We start from the raw sequence: 13,846 nt of genomic DNA, 5'->3' as shown, positions 1-13,846 counted from the left end.
TCCATCGATATAGGTCTTAACAACCTGGTGAGGCCCAGGCGCGCGAAATAATGATAGGAAACGAGAGCATGACTGGCTTGGAAAAACGCGACCGGACACACTCCATAGATCGTCTGCCCAGGGGGATCATTGACCCGCGCAAATCGGCAACGCGCGTTCGCGTCAACTACTACACGCCCTCAGCAGCCGTTGCCCCATTCATTGACCGTCACTGGATTGTCGAATGGGATCTGACCGGACGACTACCGGAGCAGCAGCGTGCCCTCCTATCTCCGAATGCACACCTGGTGATCTGCCCCGGCCAGTCTGGCCTGTTCGGAGTCGTGCGTGGCGCCTATTGTCGCACTTTGGCTGGTTCGGGCTGTGTGCTGGGGCTACGTTTTCGTACGGGCGGTTTACGCCCGTTCCTGGACGGTCCCGTAGCAAAGCTGACTGATAGGACACTTCCCGTCTCCGTTATTACGGGAGTTGATGGCACGTCTTTGGAACGCCAGGTACTAGGTGCGTGCGGAAACGAAGCGATGATCCATGCGGCCAACTCGCTTCTCGAGCATCGGCTGCCCCCGCCCGATCCGACGATAGACGAGGTGTGTGTCATCGTCGCATGTGCGCGCCGCGACGGGGGTCCTCTGCGGGTTGAAGCACTCGCCGACGAGGCCCGCCTGAGCGTCAGGACACTTCAGCGATTGTTTCACGAGTATGTAGGCATCTCGCCGAAATGGGTGATCCGCCGCTATCGTCTGCAGGAGGTGGCCCAACGGCTCACGACCGGACACAATGTTAAGCTCGCCGACCTCGCTGCCGAGCTCGGCTATTTTGATCAAGCCCATCTCGCGCGCGATTTCACCCGGCTGTTCGGCTGCTCGCCGTCGAATTACCGCCGAACGCAGATCAATTAATTCTGAGTGATCGCATCGTTAGTTAGTAGATGTATTGCGTTTCGAACGCTCTGTCGCTGTCTGTTCAGCAGGGCCAAACAGTGCGGTCGACGCGCTCACTACCGCAGGACAATAGAACGACCGCGCGGATATCAGTGAGTGCGATCGTCTGGTCGTAATGCGACACCAACGGGTGTATCTTCGCTTATTTTCGACCTCGCTGAAATATGTCACGAAAACCCTTTGTCATCGTCAGCGGCCTACCTGCCAGTGGAAAATCAACTTTGGCTCGCAAAATCGCGAGCGTGTTGGACCTACCTTGCATCGACAAGGATGATCTTCTCGAAAGGCTTTTCTTGACCAATGCAGTCAGTGAGCCGGCTCAACGCAGATCGCTTAGCCGGTTGGCTGATATCGAGTTAATGGAAAGTGCAAGACGATCAAGAGCAGCAGTCCTTGTGTCTTGGTGGCGGCATCCCAAGTCGAATGCAGATTCGGGTACGTCCGTTAGGTGGCTGAGCGAGCTTCATGAGCCAGTGGTCGAGGTTCACTGCGTTTGCACGCCTGAGGTAGCGGTGGAGCGCTTTCTCGCGCGCGAGCGACATCCTGGCCATTTAGACTCGCGATGGTCCCGCGGCCAACTGCTGGATATGTTTCACGATGAGGCAGCATACGGGCCCATATACGCGGACAGAGCAATCTGCATTCCAACCGATCATCAGATGGACGTCGGTCCAATGACCGACGAGTGATTGCTGTGCGTGATAGCGCGCTACGCGCGCTGCCGCAATTCAGGCCGCTTGCCGCGGTTCGTCGGACGACACCGCAAGGGTGCCCTTGTGTCGAGGCGCCGTTTCGGTTGGGGCGTTAGTGGCAGATGCGCCACGCCCGTTCCAGCCACACTCGCAACGACGTTTGCTGCTCATGCGACAGATCAGACATCTTGCGTTCGATGTCGCGCAGCACTCGGCTCAGCACCGTGCGCTGGCGTTTGAGCGTGCGACGCAGACGTTTGAACTGCTTGGCGTGCGCGTAACCACCAGCGCGGCGGCGTAGCCGCTTACCTTCGCGTTCATAGGATTGCTTCAGCGCCAAGCCCGCGCGCTGCGGTAAACCCACCAGTTTGATCCGCGCCACCTCGAGCAACCGGCTGTCGGTCGGATAGGCGATGGCCTTCTCGTGAACCGTGCTGTCGACGATCTCGCACTCGAATTCGGCCGGTGTGATCCCCTTCATCTGCATCGCCGCGGCAATCGTCGTCGCCAGCAACTCCTCGACGCCGGCCTCGCCCAATGCTTGTCGAAAGCGCACAAGGTTGGTCGGATCGCACGGCATGCGCGCCTGAAAATACTCCTCGCCACAGAAGAACTGGAAGTACACGTCTTGCGCCCAGCGCTCACACACCGACTCGTCGCTTTCGTTGTACGCGTGCTTCAGATACAGCAGCCCCGCCATTAAGCGGTTCGGCAACCGAGGGCGGCCCGCAGCGCTCGCACCGGCGCCGGCCAGCACTGCCGTCGTACCGAACAGATCGATGCCTTCCCCTCAGTACACAAACCTGAACACCATTTTTCAGCGATTGCTCCCCATCAACTGCGCGGGGTCACCCGCACGCATATCCAACGCGTGGGCCGTAGCGCAAGCGCGGGTATGTATATAACTCGCTCATGGGTGCAGTCGTGTCCGTCTGACCATCACCAATAGTGGCTGGCCCCTTTGCGTTAAGGATTCGATCGAAGACAATCGGGCAGGAGTGCTTCGACTCGTACTTAACGTCGCACGGTGCGCGGTTTGTGCTTTCGATCGGTGCGCCGCAACCAGCTCTCGCGCGAATAGCGGCGTATTCCCCACCCGACTGCGGAAATACGATTTCCGGGGTGCGAGAGATCCGGCCCCCAGATAGCTTGATAGGTGTCGATGCATCGTCCTGCCCGTTGCCAGTGTCGCGTCAGCAAAGCGAGGGCAATCCACCATAAAGCGAGGACGATAGCCATCCATCGTGGTGCGTCGGCGAGCACAAGGCCCATACCGATAGCGACGATTGCTAGCAAGATCGCAACCGTGCCGACGACTTTGTGGACCCACTCGAACAGCCGCCGTCGTCGCGTCATATCGTAGTGATCGCCGCGCACCGCATCCCTGTTATCCGCATGCACCGCGGCCGTTGCACCGCCTTTGCTGCCTCCTCTCCATATGCCGCCGATCACTTGGAGCCAGCCGGCGGCCACCAGCGACCACCCGAGCCAACGGTGAACCTCCGCCAGTGCGCGGACGCCATGCACGCGGCCCATGGCGAGCCAACAGCCCACGGTCATCAACAGCACGCCGGCCGTCTGAAGAAAGCGATGCCAATGCCACCATGTCTTATTGTCGAGTTCGTCGGGCCACGCCTGCGCAGACATCACCTTGAAGTAGCGAGCCACCAAGACGCCGATCGGCAGCGAGATGGCCCATGCGGCCACCATGAGTCTGCCATGCCATGCCGTCCACAACGGCAGTTCATGGTGCGCACTGCCCGACAGCGGCGTAAGCAGCCACCTTTCGAGAGCCCCTGTCATCCGCGCGCCCCGATCACCTTCGAAACGTCCGGCTCGCGCTGCGTGGCGATGTAGCTTTCAAATCGGCGCGTTCGAACATCGAAGACCCCGACGCGATCGTCGTCTTGCGATACGAACGCAACACCACGCTCACGATCGAAAGACAGCGCGATTGCGCGGGCCTGCATCGCAATGTGATCGATTTCCTCGAGCGTATGCGGATCGACGAGCGACACACTGCGTTCGCCATAATTGGTGACGAACAGCAGGTCGTCGCTCCAGCGATAAATGCGCGTGGGATCGTCGCGCGAGGGCGCGCGCTTGCGCACCGTCATGCTTTCCGTGTCGATCGCGGCCAGCGTCCCGCTCCAGCGGTTGCTCACGAACAGCGTGCGCTCATCGCCGCTCAAACAATATCCCTCCGGCTTGTCACCGGGATGGCAAGCGACCGGCGCCGCCAGCGGATCCCACGGTTTGACTTTCGTCACGGTGTGGGAAAGCAGATTCATGCAGAAGGCGGTGCGACCGTCCCGCGTCAAAGCGAACAAATGGCTCTTGATGCCGCCCGAGGGCACCGCGCGGCGCGGCGCGTCGTCGCTCGACGGCCGATCGAGCACGAGCAGCGTGGCCTTTTCCTCGCTCAGCGCATAGAGACGATCCTGCTCGTCCATCTGCAAGCCATGGATCCGATTGAACGGCGCGAGGTCGATCGTTCTCACCAATACGCCTGCCGCGATGTCGATCTGCAATAGCGAGTGTCCGCCCGCGCCCGCATGGCCCGACGTCTCCACGCCGTAGTGTCCAACCCAGGCGTATCGATCCGCACGGTCCGTCACAAACTCGTGCGGGTACGACGGCAAGGCGACGCTATGAACGCGCTTGCCCGATTCGACGTCGTACCAGCTGATGCAATGGCTGCATTTTTCCACCAGCAGCAGCGTGCCGCGCGCGCTCATGTTGCACCTCGCGTGTTGAGTCGGATGCGATAGAGGGAAGTCGACGCACAGATATAAAGCTCATCGCCGTCTCGCCCGCCGAACGTGAGGTTGGCCACCGTCTCCGGCACGCCGATTCGTGCGAGGCGCGTTCCGTCAGGGTGATACACCTGCACGCTATCGGCGCTGCTCGTGAAAATCCAGCCTTCGCGGTCCACGCGGAAGCCATCCGCCAAACCCGGTTCGATCACCGCGAAGACGCGCGGGTTCGTCAGCTCCCTCCCAGCGACAACGTCAAACGCGACGATGTGGTGATGACCGCCGCCGTCGGAGCGCAGCGCGGCCGACGTATCGGACACGTAAAGCACCGATTCGTCCGGCGAAAACGCGAGGCCGTTGGGCTCTTCCACGAAATCCGATACGACAGTCAGCGTACGCGTGCGCGGATCGTAGCGAAATACGTAGTTGTCGCCCAGTTCTGATTCGGCGGCATGGCCTTCCCGATCCGACACGATCCCATAGGGCGGATCGGTAAACCATATCGTGTCGTCGCTTTTGACGATGATGTCGTTGGGCGAATTGAGACGCTTGCCTTCGATACGGTCCACGACGACCTCGTCCTGCGTCGAGTCCAGCCCATCGCGCAACCGCGTTCGAACGATCGCGCGCTGTCCATGCGAGCAATGAAGAATCGATCCGTCTCGCTCTCGGGTGTGGCCGTTCGTGAACTCCACGCCGTCACGCCAAACCGTCATGCCGTCGTGTTCGGACCAGCGCAGCATCCGGTTGTTCGGAATGTCGCTCCATAGCAGCGCCGCCTCTTCGTCGATCCACACGGGACCCTCGCCCCATTGCGCACCCGCACACAGCCGCTCGAGCGCCGCGCCGGCGGGGAACAACGCACTTGCCCGCGGGTGGTAGACGGTGATTTGTGTTTCGACGGTATCCATGTCGCTCAGCATGTTCCCTATTCACCCATGACGTCGTTTAACGTTCGGTTCATTCATTTGCCCCAAATATGCCGGTACGCCTCGCGGTAATGATTGGCCGGGTCGTAGATATTGTTCGCCCCAACATCGGACGCGATGTTTTCGGGCGTCACGAGATGCACAGGCGTGCTGTAGCCGCTCGCCGGAGCGCCCGCGAACGCACGATTCAGTTCGTCGACGAGCTGCCAGCCGTGCAGCATGAGTGGCTCGGGAATCGTGCCCACCTGATAGCGGTTGCCGCGAATGCGCTCGTACGCCGATTGACTACCGTCCCCTGCCGATACGTTGAAAGGGGGGCCGGCCGGCTTTTCACCCGCGCTCGCGAGCGAAGGACCCATGAAATCGAAGTACAGATCGTTGATGCCGAGCGAGTAATTCCATTTGCTGCCGTAGCGCTGCAGCAGCGCGGTGGACAGTTGCGGAATTCTCGTCGATGTCTCCGACAGCGGCGTATCTTCGACCGCCAGCAACGCGCAGCCCTTGCATTGCTTGATGACATTCGCCATGGCGCTCGACTTCGCCACAGCCACTTTGTAGAGGGAATCGGTAAACACCACGACGCCGGCCGTGCCGTTGGACTTCACGACGGCGTAGTCGGCCGCCACCCTCGCCACGGCGATCGGATCTGTGCTCACGTTGGTGAAGAGCCCGGTCGCCGGATCGGGGCCCGCCTTCGAGCCGGCATGCCAGCCCACGACGGGGATTTTCAAGCTGTGAGCCTTCTGAATGACGACCGCCTGTTCGGCGGGATCGAAACCGCCGAGGATGATGCCTGCAGGGTTCAGCGCCATCGCCTGGTTCATCGCCGCCGTGCGGCCGGAAACAGTGCCCTGCCCGTCGAGAATACGCACCTTCCAACCGATCACATGGACAGCCTGGGCAACGCCGTCGCTGACCCCGAGCACGCCGCCGTTGCGCAAATCGGAGGCCACGTAGACGATCGTCTTGTCGGCCTGGGCAGTCGGCCCCGTAGTCGGTCCGTCCCAGGGCGGAGAGGGTTGAACCGCGGCCGCAACGACCTTTTGCGCCTTGGCAAGATACTCGTCCGCTGCCGCGGCGTGGGTCGCGAAAGTCGTCAATGTCGCCGCGGCAAGGGTCGCCGCGATCAGATTGAACGGACGGCAAATCGACTGCATGTGCTTCATGGTCCTGTCTCCATGGTTATGCATTGTTCGTGCCGATGAGGCACGCAGTGATGATCACGGCTACCGCTTCGCGGCGGCGGCATTCGCACTCGTATTCGAGGTCGTGCTCGAAGCGGGGCGCCTAGGGCCACGCGAGCGCCGGCGGCTTCCGTAACCGGCGATACCGATGGCGATCAGCAACGTCGCGCCGTTGAACAGCGGCTCGACGAAGAACGCGCCGCCCAATTGCTGAATGCCCGAAATTCCCACGGCGAGGACGCCCACGCCGACGAGCGTGCCCCATACGTTCACGCGGCCGGGCCGGATCGTCGTCGAACCGAGGAACGCACCAACGAGCGCAGGCAGCAGGTATTCCAAGCCCACGCTGGCCTGCCCGATGCCGAGCTTCGAGGCGAGCACGACGCCGGCGAACGCGGTCAGCAGCCCCGACGACATGAACGCGCCGACGACATAGCGCCGGACCGGAATGCCGTTGAGCTGCGCCGCGCGAGGATTGGCGCCGATCGCGTACAAGAAACGCCCGACGGGCAGGTATTCGGTGGCGACCCAGAGCAGCAGCGCGATCGCGACCACGTACCACGTCGAGATCGGCAGCCCCAGCAGCATGGCGCCGTTGATCCGATAAAAGGCGTCCGGCAGCGTGCCGACCACCTGCCGCCCACCGGTATGCCAAAGCGCGATCGCATAGACGATCGTGCCGCTGCCGAGCGTCGCAATGAACGAATCGATCTTCGCCATTTCCACGAGCAGCCCGTTGAGCAGGCCGAACCCGAGCCCGAGCAGCAGCACGATCGCAACCGCCGCCGGCCAAGGCAGGCCGAACCGCGTTTGCAACGTGATGACCAAGATGTGCCAGAGCACGATGCCGTACCCGACCGTCAAATCGATCTTGTTGGTCAGCATCGGAATCATCGCGGCCAATGCCAGCATCGCGATGATCGCCTTGTCCGACAGAATCGAATTCAGGTTCATTCGCGTCGGAAACGTCTCGGGCAGGACGATCGAAAACAGCACGATCAGCGCCACCATCAAAATCGGCAACCCATACACGGGCAGGATCGTCGAAAGGCCCTGCGAGAGCACGCGGGGCGACGGCCTTTCGTTGATTTGGGGAACGGAACTCATGATGTGTCCTTTCAAAATACGTATCGATCAGGCGAGTGCGCATTCGTTGGCGGATGCGCGCTGTAGCAGCGTTTCGATCGTCAACGCCGCGCGTGGGACGCTGTCGATCACGCGTCCGCGATTGAAAATCAAGGCGCGGTGAGCGATGTTCGCGACCTCCTCGAAATCGGTCGAGACGAGCAGCACGGCAAGACCGCGTTCGAGCGCCCCGTTGACCAGTGCGTAGATATCCGCCCGCGCCCCCACGTCGACGCCCGCGGTCGGCTCCTCGAGGATGAGCAGCTTCGTGGCGATCTGAAGCCAGCGCGCCATGACGACCTTCTGCTGATTGCCGCCGCTCAGGTTTTCGATGGCCTTGGCCGGGTCGTTCGGGCGCACGCCGAATTGCGTCGTCAAGGCGTACGCGTCCCGATGTTCCCGGCGCGCGCTCATCAAGTCGAAGAAACCGCGCCCCGACGCGAGCGGGTTGAGGAACATGTTCTCGCGCACGGAGAGCGGCATCGCAAGCGATTCGCCGGTCCGGTCTCCCGCAACGAAACCGATGCCCTGCTTGATCGCCTCTCGAGCGCTGCGTACGTCGAGCGCCGCACCGCCGAGCCGGATTTCCCCCGCATCGAGGTCGGTCTGCCCGAACAACGCGCGCCCCACCGTATCCTGTCCGGCGCCGCGCAGCCCCGCGAGCGCCACCATTTCGCCCGCGGCCAGCTCGAACGACACGGGGCCCACGTCGCCAAACACTGCTTCGCGCAGTTCGAGCACGATGTCCTTGCGGCCGCACGCCTGCGGCACGCGGATGGGCTGCGGCTTGCGCCCGACGATCATGGCAACGAGATCCTCGGGGTTCGTTTCTTCGATACTTTTTTGCCCGACGAGCCGGCCGTCGCGCATCACGGCCACGCGATCCGCGATTCGGAAAATCTCGTCGAGCCGATGCGAGACATAGATCATCCCCACACCGCGCGCACGCAGCGAGGACAGCACCGTGAACAAGCGCTCGACGTCGTCCTGCGGCAAGCTGGCCGTCGGCTCGTCCAGCACGATCAGCCGCGCATCGGTGGCGAGCGCGCGCGCGATCGCCAAGAGCGACTTCTCGGTGCGCGTCAGTTTGCTGACCGGGGCGTCGGGGTCGATGTCGGCGTCGACCGACGCCAGCGCCTCGACGGCTCGCCGGCGCACGGCGCGCCAATCGATGAGCCCGGCCCGCCGGGCGAACCCGCAGCCGAACGCGACGTTCTCGGCGGCGCTCATCCAATCGATGAGGCCCAGGTCCTGGTGAATGAACGCTATCGCGTCGCGCGACCGCTCGCCGGACAGCGACACGCCGCGAAACGTGATCGATCCCGAATCGATGGGGTAAACACCGGCAAGCAGCTTGATGAGCGTCGACTTGCCGGCGCCGTTCTCGCCGAGCAGCGCGACCACGGAACCTTCATCGATATCGAGACTGACGTGGTCGACGGCGAGCGTGCCGCCGAAGCGCTTCGTCACATTGTCGAAGGACAATAGGGATGACATCCATACCTCCGTGTCTTGCGTCGATCGATCTCGACGCGCTTAGAACGTATGGCGCAGGCCAGCACGAACGCCAAGCTGATTGCGCCCGCTCGATGCGGTAAATCCCGTGATCTGCGCTTGCGTCGCGTCGCCCGCGGCATGCTGATAGACAGTCATCACGTAGGTGTCGGTGCGCTTTGAGAGGAAGTAGTCGGCGATCAGATTGAACTGGTGGTACTTCGGCTTAGCTCCGTTCGCATCGTCCTTGCCGGTCAGAAAATCATAGGAGCCCGACAGAAAGAATGCGGGCGAAAACTGGTAGCTCGCACCGAGTTCGACATTGTTGAACGACACGTTCCGGCCTGCGTCGCCCGAGGCGAAGACCGTATGCGAAAGATTGAGCAACGCTTTCAGATTGCCGAACGCATACGAGCCGGCCAGAGCCGCCACGCGTTGGCTAGATGCCTGAGCGAGGTAGTTGCCGTAGATGACGTTCGTGAATGTCGCCGTATTCGTGTAGCCATCGACTGCGACGGCCGGATTCTTCACATTCAAATAGGCGGCCGCGAGTTGAAGCGGGTCGCGCGCGTAGCCCGCGCCAATGCTCCACACGCTGTTTTGCGAAAACTTTCCGGGCACGCCGCCGAAGCTGGAAAGGCCGCCGAACGTGAAGCCGCCGTAGTTCGCGCTCGAATACTTCACGCTGTTGTTCACACGGAAGCCGCTGCCGGTGTTGTCGATGTCTTCCGGGTGCGAGAAATACCAGCCGCCCCAGCGGCCGTTGGAAGAAATCGGCTGAATATAGTCCACGACGAGGTCGTACTGACGGCCCATCGTTAACGTGCCGTACGGCGTCGAAAGGCCGGCGAAGGCCTGCCGTCCGAATTCGCGCCCGCCGGGACCGGCTTGCCCGGAAAATCCGTCGAAGCCGTTTTCGAGGGTGAAGATCGCTTTCATCCCGCCGCCGAGATCCTCGGCTCCAGTGAAGCCCCAGCGGCTGCCGGCCACGACGCCGCTGACCGCCTGCCAACTATGGGCACCACCTTGATTGGTGGCGTATGTCACGCCGTTGTCGATGATGCCGTACAGCGTGACGCTGCTTTGCGCCATTGCCAGCGGTGCGAAAAGCGAAACGGGAATGGCGAACAGGGCAGCACTTCTCATGACGTCTCCTTGCTTCTTGTCGGTGAATCGAAATTTTTTGCAAGTGTGGACGCCCGACAGTTGCCGCGCTAATCAAAAGATTTCAGCGAACGATAACCTCCGTTTATCAATTGCCCGGTATGGCGATGTCCTGCATCGGCGCGAGCGACGAGCCTAGCCCGGCTGCGACAGGACAAATTCGCTCCGGCTTCACTGCGCATCGCCCTCGCCGTGAAACAGCTCGAGGAAGTGCCGGGCGGGCGTGCTCAGCGGGCGGTCGCGCCGCACGATGCTGCCGTACGACGGCAGCTTGTGACGGAACGCGTAATCGATCATGGCGACGAGTTCGTGCTCGGCATTGCACCGCGCGACAGTGGCCGGGATGGCGCCGATCATTTGCGACCGCGCGACCAGACTCATCGTGGTCAGGATTGAGCCGGTCTCGATCAGCCCGCGGGGCATCGGCCGGTGGTGTTCGCCGAATTCGCGTTCGACCACGTCGCGCGCCGGACTGCCGGTGGGCTGCAAGATCCACGGGTACTCGGCCAACATGCCGAAATCGACCTCGCGCCGTTGCGCAAGCGGATGATCACGGCCCGCGACGATGGCGAGCGATTCGTCGTCAACGGTGCGAAACAGGCATTCGCTCAGTTCGTGCGAGTCGCGGCCGATGACCACTTCGAGCACGCCCTCGTGTAACTGCGGCATCAGTTGATCGCTCGTATCCACGGCGATCTCGATCGATAGCAGCGGGAAGCGCTCCTTCAATTGTACGAGCGCCTCAGTCAGCCGTCCCGGCGTGGCGGCCATGATGCTCCCGATCGCCAGCCGCCCGGCGCTGCCCAGCTGCAACTCCGAGAGCTCGCGGTTCAGCGCTTCCATGCTGCCGCGAATGCCGCGGAAGTAGCCCATCACGCGCTCGCCCGCCGGATTCAAACGCAGACTGCGTCCCGTGCGCTCGAACAGCGGTTGCCCGAGCGCGCTTTCGAGTTCGTGAAGCATCTTGGTCGCGGCCGGCTGCGTGAGGCCGAGCTGTGCCGCGGCGCCGCGCAGCGTCGAACAATCCTCCACGGCGAGCAGTAATGCGATCTGCCGCATCCGTAGCCGGTTGAGCAACTGCGGCGTGGAATCCCTTCTGTCTATTGAGCCCAAGCTGATTACCTACGGTTATCGATTCATCAAGAGTTTTCAATTTACGGAAGCAGTGCGTCTACCTAGGATCAACCCTGAATCACGTCGGCCGATGAACGGCCGCTTCAAGGAGATCACAGATGACCATCGAACGTCAGGCCGCGCTGCATCGGTCGAATTTCGCGGAGGCTGCATGACCAGCGCATCGTCCCTTCCCGTCGTCGCGCTTACGCTGGGCGACCCGGCCGGCGTCGGCCCCGAGCTGATTGCGAAGTTGCTCGCGCGGCCGGATGCGACGACGCACGCGAATATCGTGTTGATCGGGGACCCCTGGCTTTGGGAAGAAGGTCAGCGGCTCGCGAACGTATCCATCGAAGTCGAGCCGATCGGTTCGCTCGCCGATGCGCGCCACCGCCGCTGGACGGCCCGCCCGGCCTTCTTCGCCGTCGACACGGTCGAACAGACCGACGTCGTGTACGGTGAAGCGCGCGCGGCCGGCGGCAGATCGGTGCTGCAAGTGCTCGACCGCTGCATGGATGCGACGATCGAAGGCGACGTCGACGCGATCTGCTTCGCCCCTCTCAACAAGCACGCCATGAAGCTGGCGGGCCTTGCTCACGAAGACGAGCTGCATCATTTCGCCGAATATCTTGGCGTGAAGCACTACTTCTGCGAGTTCAACACGCTGGGGGACCTCTGGACGGCGCGCATTTCGTCGCACGTTCCGCTGAAAGAAGCCGCCGGCTACTTGAACGTCGAGCGGATCGTGCAGGCCGCCGAATTGATCTACCGCTCGCTGCTCGATAACGGCGTCGAAGCCCCGAAAGTCGCGATCGCCGCGTTCAACCCCCACGGCGGCGACGGCGGCATGTGCGGCCGCGAGGAGATCGAGGTCATCGCGCCGGCCGTGGCCGCACTGCAAGCGCGCGAGTGGCCGACCGCCGCGCCGTTCCACGGTCCCTTCCCCGCCGACACCATCTTTCTGAAGGCGCAGGCCGGCGAGTATCAAGCAATCGTCACCATGTATCACGACCAAGGACAAATCGCGATCAAACTCATGGGCTTTTCGCGCGGCGTAACCGTGCAAGGCGGGCTGCCTGTGCCGATCACCACGCCCGCGCACGGCACCGCTTACGACATCGCGGGGCTCGGCCATGCCGATGTTGGGGCAACTTGGCAAGCGTTCCGGATCGCGTGCCGCATGGGCGCCGCACACCGGCGCGCCCTCGCTGCGATTCGCGCATGACGGCGCCGTTCCTTCATCCCATCGATCACGAAACAACGGAGACATCCGAATGAAAATCAAGTCCGTGCGCGCACGCCTGTTTCAATGGAAAGGCAAGACCGTGCCGCCGCAAGGCAACTTCTGCTCGAATGCGATGGACTTGCTCTACGCTCCGCAAGAGACGATGAGCACGTTCCGCTTCCACTCATGGACCGTGGTCGAGGTCGAAACCGACTCGGGCATCGTCGGCCTGGGCAACGTCGCGCTCGCGCCGCAAGTCGCGAAGGTCATCATCGACGAATACCTCGCCCCACTCGTCGTCGGCCAGGATCCCTGGGACTACGAGTATCTGAACCAGCGCATGTACCGCGCCACCCACGCATGGGGGCGCAAGGGTATCGGCATGGCCGCGATCTCAGCCGTCGACATCGCGATCTGGGACATTCTCGGCAAGAGCGTCGGCAAGCCCGTATTCAAGCTGCTCGGCGGACGCACGAAGGAAAAGATTCCCTGCTATTACTCGAAGCTCTACCGCACCGATCTGAACGAGATGCAGGCCGAGGCGCGGAAGTATCTCGACCAAGGCTTCCGCGCGTTCAAGATGCGCTTCGGCTACGGGCCGGCGCACGGCCAGCAGGGCGTGGTCGAAAACTTGAAATCGGTCGAAGCCGTGCGTGAGGTGATCGGCTACGACAACGATCTGATGCTCGAGTGCTACATGGGCTGGAACGTCGAGTACGCGAAGCGGATTCTGCCCAAGCTGGAAAAATTCCAGCCGCGCTGGCTCGAGGAGCCGGTCATCGCCGACGACATCGACGGCTATGCGGAGCTGAACCAGCTCACGAGCATCCCCATCTCGGGCGGCGAGCATGAGTTCACGCTATATGGCTTCAAGCAACTGCTCGACCGAAAGGCTGTGTCGGTCGTGCAGTACGACACGAACCGAGTCGGCGGCATCACGATGGCGCACAAGATCAACGCTTTGTGCGAGGCGTACAGCGTGCCGGTGATTCCGCATGCGGGGCAAATGCACAACTACCACCTGACGATGAGCACGCTCGCCTCGCCGATGAGCGAGTACTTCCCCATGTTCGACGTCGAGGTCGGCAACGAGTTGTTCTATTACATCTTCAGTGGCGAGCCCGTAGCCGAAAACGGCTTCCTGCAACTGCGCGACGACGTTCCGGGTCTCGGCCTCTCGCTGAAGACGGAATTCCTCGACCAATTCGAGATCGTGGAGTAAC

At 62.1% G+C, this 13,846-nt stretch carries 12 protein-coding genes and 1 pseudogene; 4 read left to right on the top strand and 9 right to left on the bottom strand.

What is annotated here, in order from left to right; genetic code table 11:
* Positions 1–68: 68 nt before the first annotated feature.
* Both QQS38_RS23810 and QQS38_RS23805 read left to right on the top strand, forming a co-directional pair.
* On the top strand, positions 69–899 hold the full coding sequence (locus QQS38_RS23810; RefSeq protein WP_479647810.1) for a helix-turn-helix domain-containing protein: 831 nt from the start codon (positions 69–71) through the stop codon (positions 897–899).
* 206 nt (positions 900–1,105) lie between these two features.
* A complete protein-coding gene (locus QQS38_RS23805; RefSeq protein WP_479647809.1) occupies positions 1,106–1,630 on the top strand; it encodes a P-loop nucleotide/nucleoside kinase family protein in 525 nt (174 codons plus the stop codon).
* Positions 1,631–1,754: 124 nt separating this feature from the next.
* Here QQS38_RS23805 and QQS38_RS23800 read toward each other — a convergent pair.
* From QQS38_RS23800 to QQS38_RS23760, 9 genes and pseudogenes are all read right to left on the bottom strand, one after another.
* Positions 1,755–2,378: pseudogene (locus QQS38_RS23800) on the bottom strand (transposase); the annotation flags it as partial.
* Positions 2,379–2,647: 269 nt separating this feature from the next.
* The gene (locus QQS38_RS23795; RefSeq protein WP_479647808.1) at positions 2,648–3,436 is read right to left on the bottom strand and encodes a cytochrome b561 domain-containing protein; all 789 of its coding nucleotides are present in this window, start codon (positions 3,434–3,436) and stop codon (positions 2,648–2,650) included.
* Positions 3,433–4,371: a YncE family protein gene (locus QQS38_RS23790; protein ID WP_479647807.1), complete on the bottom strand. Its 939-nt coding sequence runs from the start codon at positions 4,369–4,371 to the stop codon at positions 3,433–3,435. Before QQS38_RS23790 ends, QQS38_RS23795 begins: the two co-directional genes overlap by 4 nt.
* Positions 4,368–5,300, bottom strand: coding sequence for an SMP-30/gluconolactonase/LRE family protein (locus QQS38_RS23785; RefSeq protein ID WP_479647806.1), 933 nt, complete (start codon positions 5,298–5,300; stop codon positions 4,368–4,370). Before QQS38_RS23785 ends, QQS38_RS23790 begins: the two co-directional genes overlap by 4 nt.
* Positions 5,301–5,353: 53 nt before the next feature.
* Positions 5,354–6,484, bottom strand: coding sequence for an ABC transporter substrate-binding protein (locus tag QQS38_RS23780; RefSeq protein WP_479647805.1), 1,131 nt, complete (start codon positions 6,482–6,484; stop codon positions 5,354–5,356).
* A gap of 60 nt (positions 6,485–6,544) precedes the next feature.
* Positions 6,545–7,609, bottom strand: coding sequence for an ABC transporter permease (locus QQS38_RS23775; protein WP_479647804.1), 1,065 nt, complete (start codon positions 7,607–7,609; stop codon positions 6,545–6,547).
* 27 nt (positions 7,610–7,636) lie between these two features.
* Positions 7,637–9,124, bottom strand: coding sequence for a sugar ABC transporter ATP-binding protein (locus QQS38_RS23770; protein WP_479647803.1), 1,488 nt, complete (start codon positions 9,122–9,124; stop codon positions 7,637–7,639).
* A gap of 39 nt (positions 9,125–9,163) precedes the next feature.
* The gene (locus QQS38_RS23765) at positions 9,164–10,267 is read right to left on the bottom strand and encodes a porin (protein WP_479647802.1); all 1,104 of its coding nucleotides are present in this window, start codon (positions 10,265–10,267) and stop codon (positions 9,164–9,166) included.
* 189 nt (positions 10,268–10,456) lie between these two features.
* Entirely contained in the window at positions 10,457–11,398 is a 942-nt protein-coding gene (locus tag QQS38_RS23760; RefSeq protein WP_479647801.1) for a LysR family transcriptional regulator, read from the bottom strand.
* Positions 11,399–11,570: 172 nt separating this feature from the next.
* On the opposite strand from QQS38_RS23760, the gene QQS38_RS23755 reads away from it, so the two are divergent.
* Both QQS38_RS23755 and QQS38_RS23750 read left to right on the top strand, forming a co-directional pair.
* Positions 11,571–12,623, top strand: coding sequence for a 4-hydroxythreonine-4-phosphate dehydrogenase PdxA (locus QQS38_RS23755; protein ID WP_479647800.1), 1,053 nt, complete (start codon positions 11,571–11,573; stop codon positions 12,621–12,623).
* A gap of 49 nt (positions 12,624–12,672) precedes the next feature.
* Complete coding sequence (locus QQS38_RS23750; protein WP_479647799.1) at positions 12,673–13,845, top strand: L-rhamnonate dehydratase; 1,173 nt, start codon at positions 12,673–12,675, stop codon at positions 13,843–13,845.
* The last annotated feature ends 1 nt before the right edge of the window (position 13,846 follow it).

The organism is Trinickia sp. Z7, assembly GCF_056498045.1.
Note: the sequence above shows the minus strand (reverse complement) of the source record. Positions and strands in the feature narration are given on the sequence as shown.